The 16,170-nt window shown below is 36.6% G+C and carries 18 protein-coding genes, 1 pseudogene and 1 other annotated feature; all 19 genes and pseudogenes read left to right on the top strand.

Going from position 1 to position 16,170, the window contains the following annotated elements:
* The first annotated feature begins 58 nt into the window (after window positions 1-58).
* The 19 genes and pseudogenes from polA to JCM14932_RS15360 all read left to right on the top strand — a co-directional run bounded on the left by polA (window position 59) and on the right by JCM14932_RS15360 (window position 16,046).
* Window positions 59-2,716 (top strand): DNA polymerase I, encoded by a 2,658-nt coding sequence (gene polA / locus JCM14932_RS10815; RefSeq protein WP_025024866.1) that lies wholly within the window; start codon window positions 59-61, stop codon window positions 2,714-2,716.
* Between the two features lie 24 nt (window positions 2,717-2,740).
* Complete coding sequence (mutM, locus tag JCM14932_RS10810) at window positions 2,741-3,568, top strand: bifunctional DNA-formamidopyrimidine glycosylase/DNA-(apurinic or apyrimidinic site) lyase (RefSeq protein ID WP_025024865.1); 828 nt, start codon at window positions 2,741-2,743, stop codon at window positions 3,566-3,568.
* On the top strand, window positions 3,565-4,158 hold the full coding sequence (coaE, locus tag JCM14932_RS10805) for a dephospho-CoA kinase (RefSeq protein WP_025024864.1): 594 nt from the start codon (window positions 3,565-3,567) through the stop codon (window positions 4,156-4,158). The genes mutM and coaE overlap by 4 nt, the downstream gene beginning before the upstream one ends.
* A 21-nt stretch (window positions 4,159-4,179) precedes the next feature.
* Window positions 4,180-4,662 (top strand): transcriptional regulator NrdR, encoded by a 483-nt coding sequence (nrdR, locus tag JCM14932_RS10800; protein ID WP_025024863.1) that lies wholly within the window; start codon window positions 4,180-4,182, stop codon window positions 4,660-4,662.
* An 11-nt stretch (window positions 4,663-4,673) separates the two neighbouring features.
* The gene (locus JCM14932_RS10795) at window positions 4,674-6,059 is read left to right on the top strand and encodes a DnaD domain protein (RefSeq protein WP_025024862.1); all 1,386 of its coding nucleotides are present in this window, start codon (window positions 4,674-4,676) and stop codon (window positions 6,057-6,059) included.
* 2 nt (window positions 6,060-6,061) lie between these two features.
* A complete protein-coding gene (gene dnaI, locus JCM14932_RS10790; protein ID WP_025024861.1) occupies window positions 6,062-6,973 on the top strand; it encodes a primosomal protein DnaI in 912 nt (303 codons plus the stop codon).
* Between the two features lie 304 nt (window positions 6,974-7,277).
* A pseudogene (gene thrS / locus JCM14932_RS15370) lies at window positions 7,278-9,223 on the top strand (threonine--tRNA ligase).
* Between the two features lie 70 nt (window positions 9,224-9,293).
* Window positions 9,294-9,401, top strand: a sequence feature (ribosomal protein L20 leader region).
* Window positions 9,402-9,425: 24 nt separating this feature from the next.
* The gene (gene infC, locus JCM14932_RS15365) at window positions 9,426-9,956 is read left to right on the top strand and encodes a translation initiation factor IF-3 (RefSeq protein WP_034543268.1); all 531 of its coding nucleotides are present in this window, start codon (window positions 9,426-9,428) and stop codon (window positions 9,954-9,956) included.
* Window positions 9,957-9,970: 14 nt separating this feature from the next.
* Entirely contained in the window at window positions 9,971-10,168 is a 198-nt protein-coding gene (rpmI, locus tag JCM14932_RS10775) for a 50S ribosomal protein L35 (protein ID WP_025024860.1), read from the top strand.
* Between the two features lie 32 nt (window positions 10,169-10,200).
* On the top strand, window positions 10,201-10,551 hold the full coding sequence (gene rplT / locus JCM14932_RS10770) for a 50S ribosomal protein L20 (protein ID WP_025024859.1): 351 nt from the start codon (window positions 10,201-10,203) through the stop codon (window positions 10,549-10,551).
* 71 nt (window positions 10,552-10,622) lie between these two features.
* Complete coding sequence (locus JCM14932_RS10765) at window positions 10,623-11,150, top strand: YqeG family HAD IIIA-type phosphatase (protein WP_025024858.1); 528 nt, start codon at window positions 10,623-10,625, stop codon at window positions 11,148-11,150.
* Window positions 11,137-12,258: a ribosome biogenesis GTPase YqeH gene (yqeH, locus tag JCM14932_RS10760; protein WP_025024857.1), complete on the top strand. Its 1,122-nt coding sequence runs from the start codon at window positions 11,137-11,139 to the stop codon at window positions 12,256-12,258. Before JCM14932_RS10765 ends, yqeH begins: the two co-directional genes overlap by 14 nt.
* Before the next feature lie 9 nt (window positions 12,259-12,267).
* Complete coding sequence (locus JCM14932_RS10755) at window positions 12,268-12,582, top strand: YhbY family RNA-binding protein (protein ID WP_025024856.1); 315 nt, start codon at window positions 12,268-12,270, stop codon at window positions 12,580-12,582.
* Window positions 12,583-12,606: 24 nt separating this feature from the next.
* Window positions 12,607-13,245 carry a nicotinate-nucleotide adenylyltransferase gene (locus JCM14932_RS10750; RefSeq protein ID WP_025024855.1) on the top strand — a complete coding sequence of 213 codons (639 nt, stop codon included), beginning with the start codon at window positions 12,607-12,609 and terminating at the stop codon, window positions 13,243-13,245.
* On the top strand, window positions 13,238-13,840 hold the full coding sequence (gene yqeK / locus JCM14932_RS16800; RefSeq protein WP_025024854.1) for a bis(5'-nucleosyl)-tetraphosphatase (symmetrical) YqeK: 603 nt from the start codon (window positions 13,238-13,240) through the stop codon (window positions 13,838-13,840). Before JCM14932_RS10750 ends, yqeK begins: the two co-directional genes overlap by 8 nt.
* Entirely contained in the window at window positions 13,841-14,200 is a 360-nt protein-coding gene (gene rsfS, locus JCM14932_RS16795) for a ribosome silencing factor (protein WP_025024853.1), read from the top strand.
* Window positions 14,197-14,925 (top strand): class I SAM-dependent DNA methyltransferase, encoded by a 729-nt coding sequence (locus JCM14932_RS10735; RefSeq protein ID WP_025024852.1) that lies wholly within the window; start codon window positions 14,197-14,199, stop codon window positions 14,923-14,925. The genes rsfS and JCM14932_RS10735 overlap by 4 nt, the downstream gene beginning before the upstream one ends.
* Window positions 14,858-15,031, top strand: coding sequence for a nucleotidyltransferase family protein (locus JCM14932_RS17690; RefSeq protein WP_369342904.1), 174 nt, complete (start codon window positions 14,858-14,860; stop codon window positions 15,029-15,031). The genes JCM14932_RS10735 and JCM14932_RS17690 overlap by 68 nt, the downstream gene beginning before the upstream one ends.
* Window positions 14,949-16,046, top strand: coding sequence for a nucleotidyltransferase family protein (locus JCM14932_RS15360; protein ID WP_235700593.1), 1,098 nt, complete (start codon window positions 14,949-14,951; stop codon window positions 16,044-16,046). The genes JCM14932_RS17690 and JCM14932_RS15360 overlap by 83 nt, the downstream gene beginning before the upstream one ends.
* The last annotated feature ends 124 nt before the right edge of the window (window positions 16,047-16,170 follow it).

Raw genomic sequence — 16,170 nt, 5'->3', positions numbered from 1 at the left:
CAGACTACGTTTATTTGTTAAAATGATAATGGTTAATTTCATTCCAATGGGAGAAAAAATGACGAAAAATAAAAAGTTACTTTTAATTGATGGAAATAGTGTCTCATTTAGAGCATTTTTTGCCATGCATAATGTATTAGATAAATTTGTTTCAGGCGACGGTATCCATACAAATGCCTTGTACGCCTTTAACAACATGTTAGATATAATTTTAAAAGATGAAGATCCAACGCATGCCTTAGTAGCATTTGATGCTGGTAAGACAACCTTTAGAACGGAAATGTTTTCAGATTACAAGGGGACACGTGCTAAGACACCGCCAGAATTGATGGAACAATTGCCATTGATTCAAGAGATGCTTAATCTTCGTGGTATCAAAACCTATCAACTAAAAAATTATGAAGCCGATGACATAATTGGAACAATGTCACGAAAAGGCCAGTCTGAGGGCATGGACGTTACAATTATTACTGGTGATCGTGATTTGACACAGTTAACGACTGATAAAGTTACAGTACGAGTAAATGTCAAAGGTGTCACTGAAACTGAGGCTTACACACCTGAACACGTTAAAGAAAAGTTAGGTATTACTCCTGAACAGATCATCGATATGAAGGGTCTAATGGGAGATACTTCTGACCACTATCCTGGGGTTGAAAAAGTCGGTGAGAAGACAGCTATTAAACTTTTGAATGAATATGGTTCAATGGAAGGACTATATGAACACGTTGATGAGATGAGGAAGAGTAAGCTCAAGGAACATCTGATCAATGATAAGGATCAAGCGTTATTGAGTAAGAAACTTGCCACTATCAATTGTGATGCACCAGTCGAATTGAAGTTAGGTGAATTAGAATATCGTGGCGATAATCAGGAACAATTGATTAAGTTCTATCAACGTATGGACTTCAAGTCTTTCTTAGAGAAAATGGATGTTGATACCGAAGAAGTCAAAGAAGAAATGGCAGATATCAAGTTTAGTGAATTGAATTCAGATGCTGTTGATAAGATTGTAAATGTTGATAAACCACAAACGGTTATCGTCGAGAGTTTCGGAGAGAATTATCATATCTCACCAATTATTGGATTAGCCATTGAAAGTGACAAAGAGTACTACTCTACAACTGATATTTCTATTCTAGAGAACGATAAGTTGAAAGCTTGGCTAGCAGACGATTCTAAGGAAAAATATGTCTTTGATAACAAGAAGACAGTTGCGTTATTGAATCGATACGGTTGTGAGTTTGCGGGAGTCAGTTTTGATATGCTACTGGTTTCGTATTTACTTGATACGAATGACAACAAAACTGATATTGGTCTTGTTGCTCAAAATTACGGTCACAACTTACCTAATGAAGAAGAATTCTATGGTAAAGGTGTTAAGAAGGCCGTTCCTGATGACGACCAAGTTCTGATGAACTTCATCTGTCAAAAGGCACATATCATCAATGTATTGCATGATACAATGATGGCTGAGTTGAAAAAGAATGATCAAGACAGTTTATATGACGAGATTGAATTACCACTTTCGAATGTGTTGGCAAGTATGGAGATCAAGGGTGTTAAGGTTGATGCTAGTCGTTTGAAAGAGATGCAAAATGATTTTGCCGGACGTTTGAGTGATATTGAAAAGCAGATTTATGAAGAAGCTGGCGAAGAATTCAATATCAATTCTCCTAAGCAATTAGGTGTTATCTTATTTGAAAAACTAAAATTACCAGTGATCAAGAAAACTAAGACTGGCTATTCAACAGCGGTCGATGTGCTTGAGAAGTTGAAGAGCAAGTCACCTGTTGTTCAAAAGATTTTGGATTATCGTCAGATTTCGAAGATCAATTCTACTTATGCAGTCGGATTACAAAAGTTTATTCAACCAGATAATCGAATCCATACCATTTACCAACAAACATTGACTCAAACCGGTCGACTATCATCGATCGAACCTAATTTACAAAATATTCCCATCAGAATCGATGAAGGCAGACAGATCAGAAAGGCCTTTGTTCCTCAAAGTGAAGACTGGGAAATGTTTTCAGCCGATTATTCTCAAGTTGAATTACGTGTATTGGCACATATTTCTGGTGATGAGAATATGCAAGAAGCGTTCAAGGAGGATTACGATATCCATGCCCATACAGCAATGAGAATTTTTGGATTGGATAGTACCGATGAAGTAACCCCTGATATGCGTCGCAAAGCCAAGGCAACTAACTTTGGTATTGTTTACGGTATTAGTGATTATGGGTTATCGCAAAATATTGGGATCACACGTAAGGAAGCGGCACAGTTTATTGATTCATACTTTGAACAGTATCCAGGTGTCAAGAAGTATATGGATGATATTGTTAAATTTGCACGTGAGAATGGTTATGTTGAAACAATTATGCATCGTCGCAGATATTTGCCTGATATTCATTCAAAGAACTTTAATATTCGAAACTTTGCTCAAAGAACAGCAATGAATACACCAATTCAAGGTAGTGCAGCTGATATTATCAAGGTTGCAATGATCAACATGCAAAAGAAATTAAAAGAAGAAAATCTAAAAACTAATTTATTATTACAAGTACATGATGAAATGATCTTTGAAGCACCAAAATCAGAAATTCCAATCTTGGAAAAACTCGTACCAAGCGTTATGGATTCAGCGGTAAAACTTGATGTTCCATTAAAAGTTGGTTCAGCACACGGTTATAGTTGGTATGAAGCTAAATAATTAATATAGAAATGAGTGAATAGTATGCCTGAAATGCCAGAAGTAGAAATTGTTAAACGAGGATTGATCTCACAGATTAAGGGTCGCAAGATTACAAATGTTGAAGTCCGCTATCAGAACCTTATTACTGGGGATGTACCACAGTTTATTGATATAGTAACTGGAACTACGATTGAAGATATCGGTCGTCGTGCCAAGTTCTTGTTGATTCATTTAGATAATGGATACACTATTATCAGCCATTTGCGAATGGAAGGTAAGTACCGTGTATCCGCTGACCCAGCAATGATCGATAAACATTCACATGCAATTTTTACTTTGGATAATGGGCAAAAACTCATTTATAATGATGTTCGTAAATTTGGACGCATGCAGTTATGGAAGACAGCTGATCTTGCTAATAACAAATCAATTGCCAAATTAGGACCGGAACCACTGTCGGATGCATTCACATTTGATGCTGTGAAGCCACGTATCATGCGCCATCGCAAAGATATCAAGACGGTATTGCTGGATCAATCTGTGATGAGTGGCTTGGGAAATATTTATGTCGATGAAGTATTGTGGAATGCCAAATTGCACCCTGAAACTCCAGCAAACCATTTGAATGATGATGATATTAGGAATATTATTAAATACTCAAATGAAGAAATGACGATGGGAATTGACGCTGGCGGATCGACAGTTAGATCTTATCTTGATTCAACTGGTCACGCGGGTCATATGCAAGACTTCTTGCACGCTTATGATCGAGAAGGAACACCATGTGATCGTTGTGGAACTGAAATTGAAAAAATCAAAGTTGGTGGTCGTGGTACACACTTCTGCCCACATTGTCAGGTAGTGAAATGAGTAAAGTTTATGGTTTGACTGGTGGCATCGCGGCTGGCAAATCCACTGTCTTAGATTTATTCAGACAAGATGGCTGTGTAGTTTACGATGCTGATCAAGTTGCAAGAGAAATTGTCAAGCGCGGTACTGTTGGTTTAAAACAAATAGTTAATGAGTTTGGCGAAGATGTTTTGTTGAGTGATGGTGAATTAAATCGGACAAAGTTAGGTTCTATCGTTTTTGGAAACAAAAAACAATTGGAAAAGTTAACAAATATCACTGCACCATTGATTCGAAAGCAAATTCTACATACAATAAAACAAGCTCGTGAATCAAATGATAAAGAAATAGTAATATTTGAAATTCAATTATTGTTTGAAGCTAATTATCAGATTTATTTTGATGGTATTATAAGTATTTATGTGCCAGAAGAAATACAGTTAGAACGCTTGATGGAACGTGATAGAATTAGTGAAGAAGATGCTATGAACAAAATCAACGCTCAGATGCCCATTGAACAAAAAAGAGATCTTGCTGATTTTGTGATTGATAATTCTGGTAATATTAATATTTTAAAAACAGAAATTTATAATTTAACAAAAAAATTGTGATACAGAAAAGAGGCTGATGATATGATTTGTCCACATTGTCATCATGATTCGTCAAAAGTTGTCGACAGTCGCCCAAGTGACGAGGGTCGTGCTATTAGACGTAGAAGAGAATGTGAGTACTGTGGTACTCGTTTTACGACTTTTGAGAGAATCGAAAAATCTCCACTACTTGTAATCAAGAAAAATGGTAATCGTGAAGAATTCAGCCGTGAGAAGCTCTTACGTGGTTTAGTTCGCGCTGCTGAAAAATGTCCAGTCACGATCGATCAAATGAATGAAATCGTTGATAAGGTCGAGAATCAAATCCGTGCTACGGGTGAAAACGAAGTCGGCTCGCAAACAATCGGTGAGTACGTTATGAAGATTCTCGCAGATGTCGATGATGTTACTTATATTCGCTTTGCCAGTGTTTATCGTGAATTCAAAGATATGAATGGATTTATGAAAGAGGTTCAAGAAATGATGGCAAATGATGGATCTAAGGATAAATCTGATAAAGATTAGGAAGTGCTCAATTGGCAAAAGAATTTAATTATGATCCGGCAAAGTTTACACCATTGACGGGTTATTGGTGTTTGCCACATGGACAAATAAATGACTATGATCGTCACGTGTTGACCGACCTTTATTTGCCACTGCTTGGAACCCGTGCATATAGTATCTATTTATTGTTATGGGAAAAAGTTCCGAATAAAGAATTGGTCAGTGAACGTCAAAGTCATGCTGACTTGATGAGTCTGTTGGATATTGATTTGAAAACTTTTTATAACGAACGAATCAAAGCTGAAGCATTAGGATTGATCCGCACATATGAGAAGCGTGATGACATTGGTGATTATTGTGTCTATCAATTATTTGAACCCTTGATGCCACATGAGTTCTTCAATGATGACTTAATGAGTATATTTTTGTATGAGCAAATTGGTGAAAAAAATTACCATAAGTTAGTAACTAAATATTCTCAATCTAGTGATATCCTTACTGATTCCAAAGAGGTAAGTAAGGACTTCTTGGAAGTATTCCAATTGAGTAATGATGATCTTATCAATACCCCATCCGAGGTTAAGTCTGCTCAGAATGAGTTTGTGGATGTTGATAAACAGCCACAGCCAAAAATTGAAGATACTGACAATTCTCAATTAGATTGGGAGTTGATTTCGGATCGCATTGAACAATTGTTTAAGATATCCAATGAAAATTTGTTGGAGAATCAAGAATTGATCATAAGTCTGCATGCGTTTTATGGAATTAATGAAACGGCAATTATTAATGTGATCGGTCAGACGGCGGATATTGTTAATAACAAGATTGATCCAGTTCGTTTGAAAAAAACCGTTCAAGATCGTTTCGAAAAAAATGCAAACATATCAATTAAGAATTCGACACCACAGTCGAATAATAGTGAAAATAACCAGCAGAATAACGTTGTGACACATTTTAATCGTGCTGATGACTTGTTGTTACAGCAAGCTAAGAATCTTGCCCCAGCGGACTTTCTCGCTGCTGAGAAAAAGAAGAGTGGCGGCTTCACAGGTACAGTTGAATCACGTGCGTTACGTGATATGGCGATGAAGACTTATTTATCTCCAGCTGTGTTGAACATTATGGTTGACTATATTTTGCAAAATTCACCTACATTGACCTTGCCGCTGATGGAAACAATGGCGAATGATTGGCAACAGAATAATGTCAATACTCCTGAACAAGCTCTGCAAAGGTTGCATGATTTCAGAACGAAACCACGTAATCCTAAGCGTCGTTATAATAATAAAGGTCCACGCCGAGTTGAGCAGGGTACTGACTGGAGTAAGGTTAAAGCTAGTCCCGTTAGTGGGGATGCTCAAAAGAAGCAGCAAGAGCTACAAGAGAGACTCAGAAAAATGAGAAATAAGGATAATTAATCATGGAAAACTTAGGATCAAAATTAGCTGAATATTTAAATTCAAAAAATCTAACTGATGATTATCGTTGTTTGATGAGTCAGGCACTGAATGATCCTGATGTTCAGAAGTTTTTGAAAGAAAACACACAACATATTAATCAGGATGCGATCGATGTTAGTGCCGCTAGTATTTATGAATTTTATAACCACAAAACTCATCCCAGTGAATTGTCAAAAGGATATGTTCCCCAATTAGTTGTAAGTAATCACAATATTGAGGTCGTTTATGCTCCAAATACACAAACCATCAATAGAGAAAAAGAAAGTAGTTATGAATCAAAATTCGTATTATTGAATATGCCTAAAGATATTAGGAAGGCTACACTCGATGACTACGATGGTACTGGCAGACAAGAAGCACTGGCTTCAGCGATAGATTTCATCGATAACTATGAACATAAGGACGACAACTTTGTTCCTGGTTTGTATTTGGCAGGTGATTTTGGAGTTGGTAAGACATACTTGTTGGGAGCAATTGCTAATGAGTTGATCAAGGACGATATTAAGACGACAATTATGCATTTTCCGACCTTTGCTATTGAGATGAAGAACTCAATTGGGCAGAATAATGTCTTGGATCGTGTCAACAAAGTTAAAGACGCTGAAATTCTAATGTTAGATGATATTGGTGCGGACTCAATGTCTAGTTGGATTCGTGATGAAGTATTAGGCGTTATCTTGCAGTATCGTATGCAAGAAAATATGCCAACATTTTTCTCATCGAACTTTTCAATGTCTGAGTTGGAGAAACACTTGTCTATTAATCAGCGTGGAGAAGAAGAGCCAGTAAAGGCACAGCGTATTATGGAACGTGTCAAATATCTCTCAAAAGAAGTAATCGTCAGCGGTCCAAACAAACGTTTTTCAAAGTAGATTTTCAATTTGTACTTGCAAAATGAATTTATAAATGTTTCAATAAGTGCATGAAAGACAACACTTCGGTTCTATTCAGGGAGGGTACGGTCACTGAAAGCTTACCCATTACTGGAGTTACCACTTTCACTAAAAACTGTATAACTGTCGGTTACTTTATAACCAAAAGAGTGAAAACTGTTATTTGTGCAGTTTTAAAGTGGGTGGAACCGCGTAGAAATGCGTCCCTGAAGTATGTATACATTTAGTGTGTATATACTTCAGTGGCGCATTTTTTGTTGCCCAAATTTTAGGAGGAAACCATATGTCAAAAATCAAATTAACATTTCCAGATGATTCTGTTAGAGAGTTTGATGAAGGCACAACTGTCCAAGATGTTGCTAAGTCAATTAGTACATCACTAGGCAAAAAAGCTGTTGCTGGTAAACTTAACGACACTTTGATCGATGTAGAACGTCCAATCAGCCAAGATGGTAAGATTGAAATTATTGCCGGTGAAGATGATGAAGATTCACTTAAGGTTTTGAGAAACACTGCTAGCTTAGTATTCGGTGCTGCTGCTAGTGAATTCAAGAAGAACCTTCACTTCGGTGAAAAAGAATCAAACGATGATGGTTTCTTCGTTGATACAGATGACAAAGATGGTCAAATCAGTGTTGACGAGTTGGAAGAAATTTCAGCTATTATGCACAAGATCATCAAGAACAACGACAAAGTTGAACGTGTCATGATGGACAAGTCAGAACTTGTTGAAATGTTCAAAGACGATCCATACAAGTCATCATTGATCGATGCTATTGAATCAGTTCAAATCCCTGTATACAAATTAGATGGATTTGTTGACTTCGGTTACGATGCAATTCTTCCAAGCATGAAGAATTTGAAACACTTCAACTTACTATCAGTTGCCGGTGCATATTGGCAAGGTAAGTCAAGTAATCCAATGTTACAAAGAATCTATGGTACAGCCTTCTATAAGGAAGCTGATCTTGAAGCTGACGCAAAACGTCGTGCTGAGATCAAAGAACGTGATCACAGAACAATTGGCCGTGACCTTGACTTATTCTTCGTTGATCCAGAAGTTGGTGCAGGACTTCCATACTGGATGCCAAATGGTGCAACTATCCGTCGTGTTATCGAAAGATACATTATTGATAAGGAAGTTGCTTGGGGTTACCAACACGTTTACACACCAATCCTTATGAACTTGAATGCTTACAAGACTTCAGGTCACTGGGAACACTACCGTGAAGACATGTTCCCACCAATGGACATGGGTGATGGCGAAATGCTTGAACTACGTCCTATGAACTGTCCTTCACATATCCAAATTTACAATCACCACAAACGTTCATATCGTGAACTACCAGTCGTATCGCCGAATTAGGTATGATGCACAGATATGAAAAATCAGGTGCTTTGACAGGTCTACAACGTGTTCGTGAAATGACTCTTAATGATGGTCACACATTCGTTGCCCTTGACCAAATCCAAGCTGAATTCAAACGTACTCTTCAATTAATGGTTGAAGTTTACAAAGACTTCGATATTACAGACTACTCATTCCGTCTAAGTTACAGAGATCCTGCTAACACAGAGAAGTACTTCGATGATGACGAAATGTGGAACAAGTCACAATCAATGCTTAAAGGTGCTATGGATGAACTTGGTCTTAAGTACTATGAAGCAGAAGGTGAAGCTGCATTCTATGGTCCAAAGCTTGATGTTCAAACAAAGACAGCTCTTGGTAATGACGAAACACTATCAACTATCCAATTAGACTTCATGCAACCAGAGAAGTTCCAACTTACATATACAGGTTCTGATGGTGAAGAACACAGACCAGTTATGATTCACCGTGGTATTGTTTCAACTATGGAAAGATTTATTGCTTACCTAATTGAAATGTACAAGGGTGCCTTCCCAACATGGCTAGCTCCAACACAAGTACGTATCATTCCTGTTAACCAAAAGATTCATGGTTCATATGCAGAAAACCTACTTAAAGAATTACGTGCTAAGAATATTCGTGCCGAAATCGACACACGTGATGAAAAGATGGGTTACAAGATTCGTGATGCTCAAACAATGAAGGTTCCATACACAGCTGTTGTTGGTGACCAAGAAATGGCCGATGCAACAGTTTCAGTTAGAAAGTATGGAGAAGATAACTCAGAATCAGAAAACTTACCAATGTTTGTCGGCTCAGTTGTTTCAGATATCAACAACTTCAGTCGTAGCAATGGTTAATTATTAATTATAAAGAATCTATTTATTATGTTGACAGTTGGTTTTGAATCGTGTATCATAATTAACTGTTGAGATTAAGCAGAAGCGCCCGCTTCTCACCTAAGCTTTATGCCTCTAGGTTAATACGATTGTGTAGATAATAGTGGGCGTGCGTATGCGCCCACTTTTTTTGTGGGATCAGATTTTTCGGAGGTGACTACTCATAGCAAGAGATCTATTAATAAACGATCAAATCCGTGCTAATGAAGTGCGATTAATTTCAGAAACAGGAGATCAACTTGGCGTTAAGCCAGCAGCAGAAGCCCAACGTTTGGCTGATGCAGCTAATATGGACCTTGTCCTTATGTCCCCAGGTGCCAAACCACCTGTAGCCAGAATTATGGATTATGGTAAATATAAATTTGAGCTTCAAAAGAAGAATCGTGAAGCACGTAAGAAACAAAAAACCGTTAGTTTAAAAGAAGTTCGACTAAGCCCTACTATTGAAGCAAATGACTTCAACACTAAGGTCAATAATGCCCGTAAGTTCTTAGCTAAAGGTGATAAGGTCAAAGTATCTCTTCGTTTTAAGGGTAGAGCAATTACTCATAAAGAGATAGGTAAAGAAGTTTTAGACCGTGTAGCTGAAGAGACTAAGGATGTTGCTAATGTAACAACTAAGCCTAAGATGGACGGCCGTAACATGTTCTTGATGCTTGATCCAATTAGTTCCAAAGACAATAAGAAAAAATAGTGGAGGGGTTTCTAATGCCTAAACAAAAAACACACCGTGCATCAGCAAAGAGATTCAAGAAAACTGCTAATGGCGGTTGGAAAAGAAGCCATGCTTATACAAGTCACCGTTTCCACGGTAAGACAAAGAAGCAACGTCGTCAATTGGCTAAACCAGGAATGGTTAACGCAAGTGATATGAAACGTATCAAACAAATGTTAGCTACATACTAATTATCTATTTGTAATTTAAAGGAGGAGTCATTATGCCACGTGTAAAAGGTGGAACAGTAACTCGTAAACGTCGTAAGAAAATATTAAAATTAGCTAAAGGATATCGTGGTTCAAAACATATCACTTTTAAAGCTGCACATACACAAATAATGGTTTCATACCGTTATGCATTCCGTGATCGTCGTCAAAGAAAACGCGATTTCCGTAAGTTATGGATTGCAAGAATCAACGCTGCTGCAAGAATGAACGAAATCAGTTACAGCAAATTAATGCATGGTTTGAAGTTAGCAAATGTTGATATCAACCGTAAAATGTTGGCTCAATTAGCTATTGAAGATCCAAAAGCATTCACAAGTTTAGTAGACACAGCTAAAAAGCTTTAGCTTAATGATGAAGACGTAATTTGGATATTCCAAATTACGTTTTTTTACTAAGTAAATAAAGAGGACTAAAAATGTTTAAACCATATGTTATGCTCAATAAAATTACTGACCTTGAAGTCGATGATTTGAAGGAAATGAATATTACCACCATAATGACAGATTTGGACAACACACTTTTACCATGGAATAGTAATAAGTACGAACTAACATTGCGTAAATGGCTCAACCAAATGAATAGGGCTGATATTGAAGTAATGATCGTATCCAATAACAGTTATGAACGTGTTGAGAAGGCTGTTACTGATTTACCAGTGACGATTGTCGCTCGTGCTGCTAAGCCGTTGCCATTTGCAATTATGCACCATTTGAAGGAACAAAAAATTGATCCTGAGAGTGTGCTATTTGTTGGAGATCAAGTGATGACAGACGTTTTAGCGGGTAATATGGCCAAGTTGAAAACTGTATTAGTTAAACCTATTGTAAAAACTGACGCAAAAAAAACCCGAGTTAATAGATTTTTTGAGCGTCCTATTTTAAACTTTATACAGAAACATGATTCGAATATGTATTGGAAGGATTCATTAAATGACAGAGACTAGTGAAGAAATGTATTGTATTGGCTGTGGGGCTGAACTTCAAACTGAAGATAAAACTAAACCAGGTTTCATCCAAAACTCTACATTAAAGAAGTATATGGAATCAGATGATGATTCTAAAGAGCTTCTATGTAAGAGATGCTTCCGTTTACGTAATTACAATGAAATTACTGACGTGAACGTTGATGACGATGAATTTTTGAAGTTATTGGACTCAATTGCTCAAAAAGATGGTTTGATCGTGAACGTTATCGATATTTTTGATTACGAAGGTAGTGTTATCCCTGGACTACAACGATTTGTTGGAGACAAGGATATACTTGTTGTTGGTAATAAGGTCGATCTATTGCCCAAGTCAGTCAATCAAAATCGCTTGTTGAACTGGTTACAACAGAAGAGTAAGGAAAATGGTATCAAGTCAATTGATCAAATAATGGTTTCCGCAGAAAAGGGAATCAATGTTGATAAGTTGATGATGATGATCGATAAGTATCGTAAGGGTAAAGATGTCTATGTTGTTGGAACAACAAATACCGGTAAATCAACTTTGATCAACCGTATTATTGCTCAAAGTTCTGATGTTAAGAATTTGATCACAACTTCAAGATTCCCAGGTACAACTTTGGATAGAATCGATATCCCATTGGATGATGGCCACAATTTAGTTGATACACCAGGTATTATTCACAAGTATCAATTGGCACATGTTTTGAATGACCAAGATTTGAAAACTATCACACCAAAGAAGCCATTGCGTCCTTCTACTTTCCAACTTCGCGATGGACAATCAATCTTTGTTTCTGGATTAGCAAGATTTGACTTCTTGGACGAAAAGACTAATGTTGTTTTCTATGTTAATCAAAACTTGTTGTTACATCGTACCAAGACTGTCAATGCTGAAGAATTTTATGAGAAACATGTTGGTAAAGATTTGACACCTCCAACTGATATTGAAGATTTCCCAGAATTGAAGAAGCATGAATTCACAGCTCATGAAAAGTCTGATATTGTTGTATATGGACTTGGATGGGTGACTATTCCTGCACATAGTAAGGTGCAAGTCTATGTACCAGATGGTGTTAGTGTATCAATTCGTGATGCCATTATTTAAGGAGAATATATGATAATTAAAGGAAAAAAGAATAGTTTTTTGAGAGGTAAGGCTCAAACTATCAAACCATTGATTCAAATTGGTCATGAAGGCTTAAGTGATAATCTTTTGGATCAAATTGAATTACAAGTTAACAAGAATGAATTAATCAAGATTTCATTGTTGCAAAATACAATGGTTGATGCAAACGGCTTGATTGACGCTTTGACTGAATTTGATGACCAAATTGTACCAGTTCAAACAATTGGATCAAAAGTTGTTATCTACAAGAAAGCACCAAAGATCAAGAACCGTAAGATCTCATTAGAACTAGAAAAAATTTAGTATTAGTGAACGCAGTGAAAAATAATGAATACAAAAAGTCAATTATTAACTAAAGTAAAACCACAATTTAATACTAATCGTCCTAGACGACATGTTGGAATTTTGGGCGGAACATTCAATCCTATTCATATGGGACATTTGGTCATTGCTGAACAAGTGTATGAACAACTGTGTTTGAATAAGGTTCTGTTTTTGCCGGATAAAATTCCACCACATAAAAATGTTAAAAAAGAACATCCTTCCATCAGTAGTGATGATCGTATTGAGATGATCAAGATGGCGATCCGCGATAATATTCACTTTGATCTCGATTTGACTGATATTAATCGTGGTGGAGTCAGCTATACATACGAGACTATTAAGCTATTGAAGCAATACAATCCTGATACGGAGTATTACTTTATCATCGGTGGTGATATGGTCGAAAATTTGCCTGACTGGGCTCACATTGATGAATTGGTCAATATGATTCATTTTGTTGGAGTTTGTCGAAAGGGTTTTGAGAAGAAGTCGAAGTACCCTATACTTTGGGTTAATACACCTGAACTGGAAATAAGTTCAAGTATGATTCGTGATCGTGTTAAAAAGGGCCAGTCGATCAAGTACTTGGTTCCTGACGAAGTAGAAGAATATATTAAAGATAGGGGGCTATTTCTTGACTAATTTTAATTATGATGAAGTAAAATATGGATTCGACCGCGAGGCGTTAGTCAATCGTATGCAAGAACAGATGAGTGATTTTCGTTTTACTCATTGTTTGCGTGTCGAAGAAGTTTCACGTGGACTGGCTGCAGAATACGGTGCTGACGTTGCCAAGGCCGGCTTAGCAGGATTGTTACACGATTATGCCAAGGAGAGATCAGATCAAGAGTTCATTGATGAAATTAAGTCAAAACAACTTGATCCAGATCTTCTGAATTATAATAATGCCATCTGGCACGGTATCGTCGGTGCAGAAATCATCAAAGATGAATTAAATATTGCTGATGAGGATGTATTGAATGCTATCCGTCGCCACACTGTTGGTTCTACTCACATGACCCAAGTTGATAAGTGCGTCTTTGTTGCCGACTTTATTGAGCCAAAGCGTGACTTCCCTGGAATTGATGAGGCACGTAAGTATGCTGAGAAATCATTGGATTCAGCTGTGGCATATGAATTAAAACATTCGATTGAACATTTAGTTGATAAGAATCGAGAAATTTATCCAGCTACATTTGATAGCTATAATTATTGGATTTCAAAAGGAGAACTTTAATTGAACTCAAAGGAAATTATGGAAACGGCTGTAAAAGCAGCTGATAGTAAACATGCTAATAACATTAGTGTTCTAAACATTAGTGAAGTAAGTATCATGGCAGATTATTTTGTCATCATGGATGCTAGTTCACAACGTCAAGTTGGAGCTATCGTTCAAGAAATCTTGGACCAAATGGGTAAGAATGATGTTGAAGTTGGTCACGTTGAAGGTAAACGTGATTCTAAGTGGATCTTGATTGATTTACACGATGTTGTTATTCATGTCTTCGTTTCAGAAGAACGTGATTTTTACAATTTGGAAAAACTTTGGTCAGATGCACCAGAAGTTGATATCTCAGGTTTGGTAACTGAAGAATGATCTACAATTCATTTGCACGAGTATACAGTGAATTAATGGATGATGATTTGTATAATGATTGGGCCAAGTATGTTGAATTTCGTGCCGGCAATGCTAAGAATCTGTTAGATGTTGCCTGTGGTACCGGTGATTTAACGATTCTTTTGGCTAATCAATATGATGTTACTGGTACTGATTTATCAGAAGAAATGTTGAAGATTGCTGAAGAGAAATCAAAGGACGCAGGGGTATCTATTCCATTTATTCAAAGTAATATGTTGGATCTATTTGAATTGGGTAATTATGATTTAATTACTTGTTTTGATGATTCAATTTGTTATTTAAAAGATGAAGATGAATTAGCGATTGCTTTTAACCAAGCTTATCAACATCTAAACGATGGCGGTAAGTATTTGTTTGATGCACATTCGTTGTATCAGATGGATGAAGTATTCCCTGGTTATATGTTCAATCATAAGGAAGAAGATTCAGCGTTCATGTGGAGTAGCTTTGAAGGTGAAAATCCACACAGTATTGAACATGAATTGACCTTCTTTGATTGGGATGAAAAAATTGGTGGATATAAGGCTAATACCGAAATCCATCGTGAGAGAACTTATCCAATCACAACGTTTGTTTCTATTCTTGAAGATATTGGTTTTAAGAATATTAAAGTCAGTGCTGACTTTGGTAAGTCTGAACCTAAACAAGATTCTAATCGCTGGTTCTTTGAAGCAGAGAAGTAGAGAGGTTTTTATGGTAAAAATTTATGGATTTGTTGCTGAATTTAATCCATTTCACAATGGTCATAAACTTTTTATTGATGAAATCAAAAAAAAAATATCACCCTGACGTCTTGATTGCCGTGGTTTCTGGCAATTTTGTACAGCGGGGTGATTTTGCCATTGTCGATAAATGGAGCCGAACAGATGCAGCAATAAAAAGCGGTGTTGACCTAGTGGTTGAACTACCATTCGCTTATTCTGTTGAGCCAGCAAACTTGTTTGCTAAGGGCAGTATCCGTTTATTACATGATTTGGGAATTAATAACTTAGTGTTTGGAACAGAAACCGATTTGGATTTTGCTAATGTAGCGGCTAAGTTGCTGCGAACTGACACCGAGTTTGATCAGAACTATCAAGATTCATATGCTAGGAATCTCAATCAGGTTTATTCAAACGCGGGTCTGGATGTGTTGAATCATCCTAATCAATTATTAGGATTGAATTATGTTCAGGAAATATTGGCAAATGATTATGAAATTGATGTAAACACAGTTTTACGAAGATCTGGTGGTACGAGTGCCACTGAGATTCGTAATAAAATTAATGATAGCCAAAATATAAATAAATTAATTCCGAATATAATGCAGAATCATTTGAAGGCTTCCAAAAATGTGTTTTGGGACGATTACTTTGAACTTTTGAAGTATCGTATTCAAAGTAGTTCAGTCACTGAATTGCATGATATTTATCAAATGGTTGAAGGCTTGGAATATAAGTTTATAAAAGAAATTGATAAAAGTAATAATTTTAATGATTTTTTAGATGCGGTGAAATCCAAGAGATACACGAGGGCGCGTCTTAGACGTTTATCGATGTATACTCTGATGAATGTTAAATCATCAGATATTAATAGTGTATTTGAGAATCCCTATTTAAGAATCCTAGGATTTGATACAATTGGGAAGCAATACCTCAATGCGTTGAAGAAAAGTATCGATATACCGTTAATAACACGTGTTGGAAAAAAGGAATCTGATCTTTTGTCACTTGAATTAAAAGTTGATAAAATTAGAAGCCTAGTGGACGATAGAGAACAGGATTTCGGTAGAATACCGATTATGGAAGGGGAAAATCAATGTTAAATTGGGAAGTTCAAGATGTACGCAAGTACAAAGACAAACCCTTTGATTTCAAAGAAACTTTAGATTTAAAGAAAGAATTAATGGAACGTTCAGATGATATTATTGATACTGAGGCTGTCCAAGT

Source organism: Companilactobacillus nodensis DSM 19682 = JCM 14932 = NBRC 107160 (genome assembly GCF_000615905.1).
In the GTDB taxonomy this organism is placed as follows: domain Bacteria; phylum Bacillota; class Bacilli; order Lactobacillales; family Lactobacillaceae; genus Companilactobacillus; species Companilactobacillus nodensis.
The sequence above is the reverse complement of the archived record's forward strand: the minus strand, read 5'-3'. Positions and strand labels throughout refer to the sequence as shown.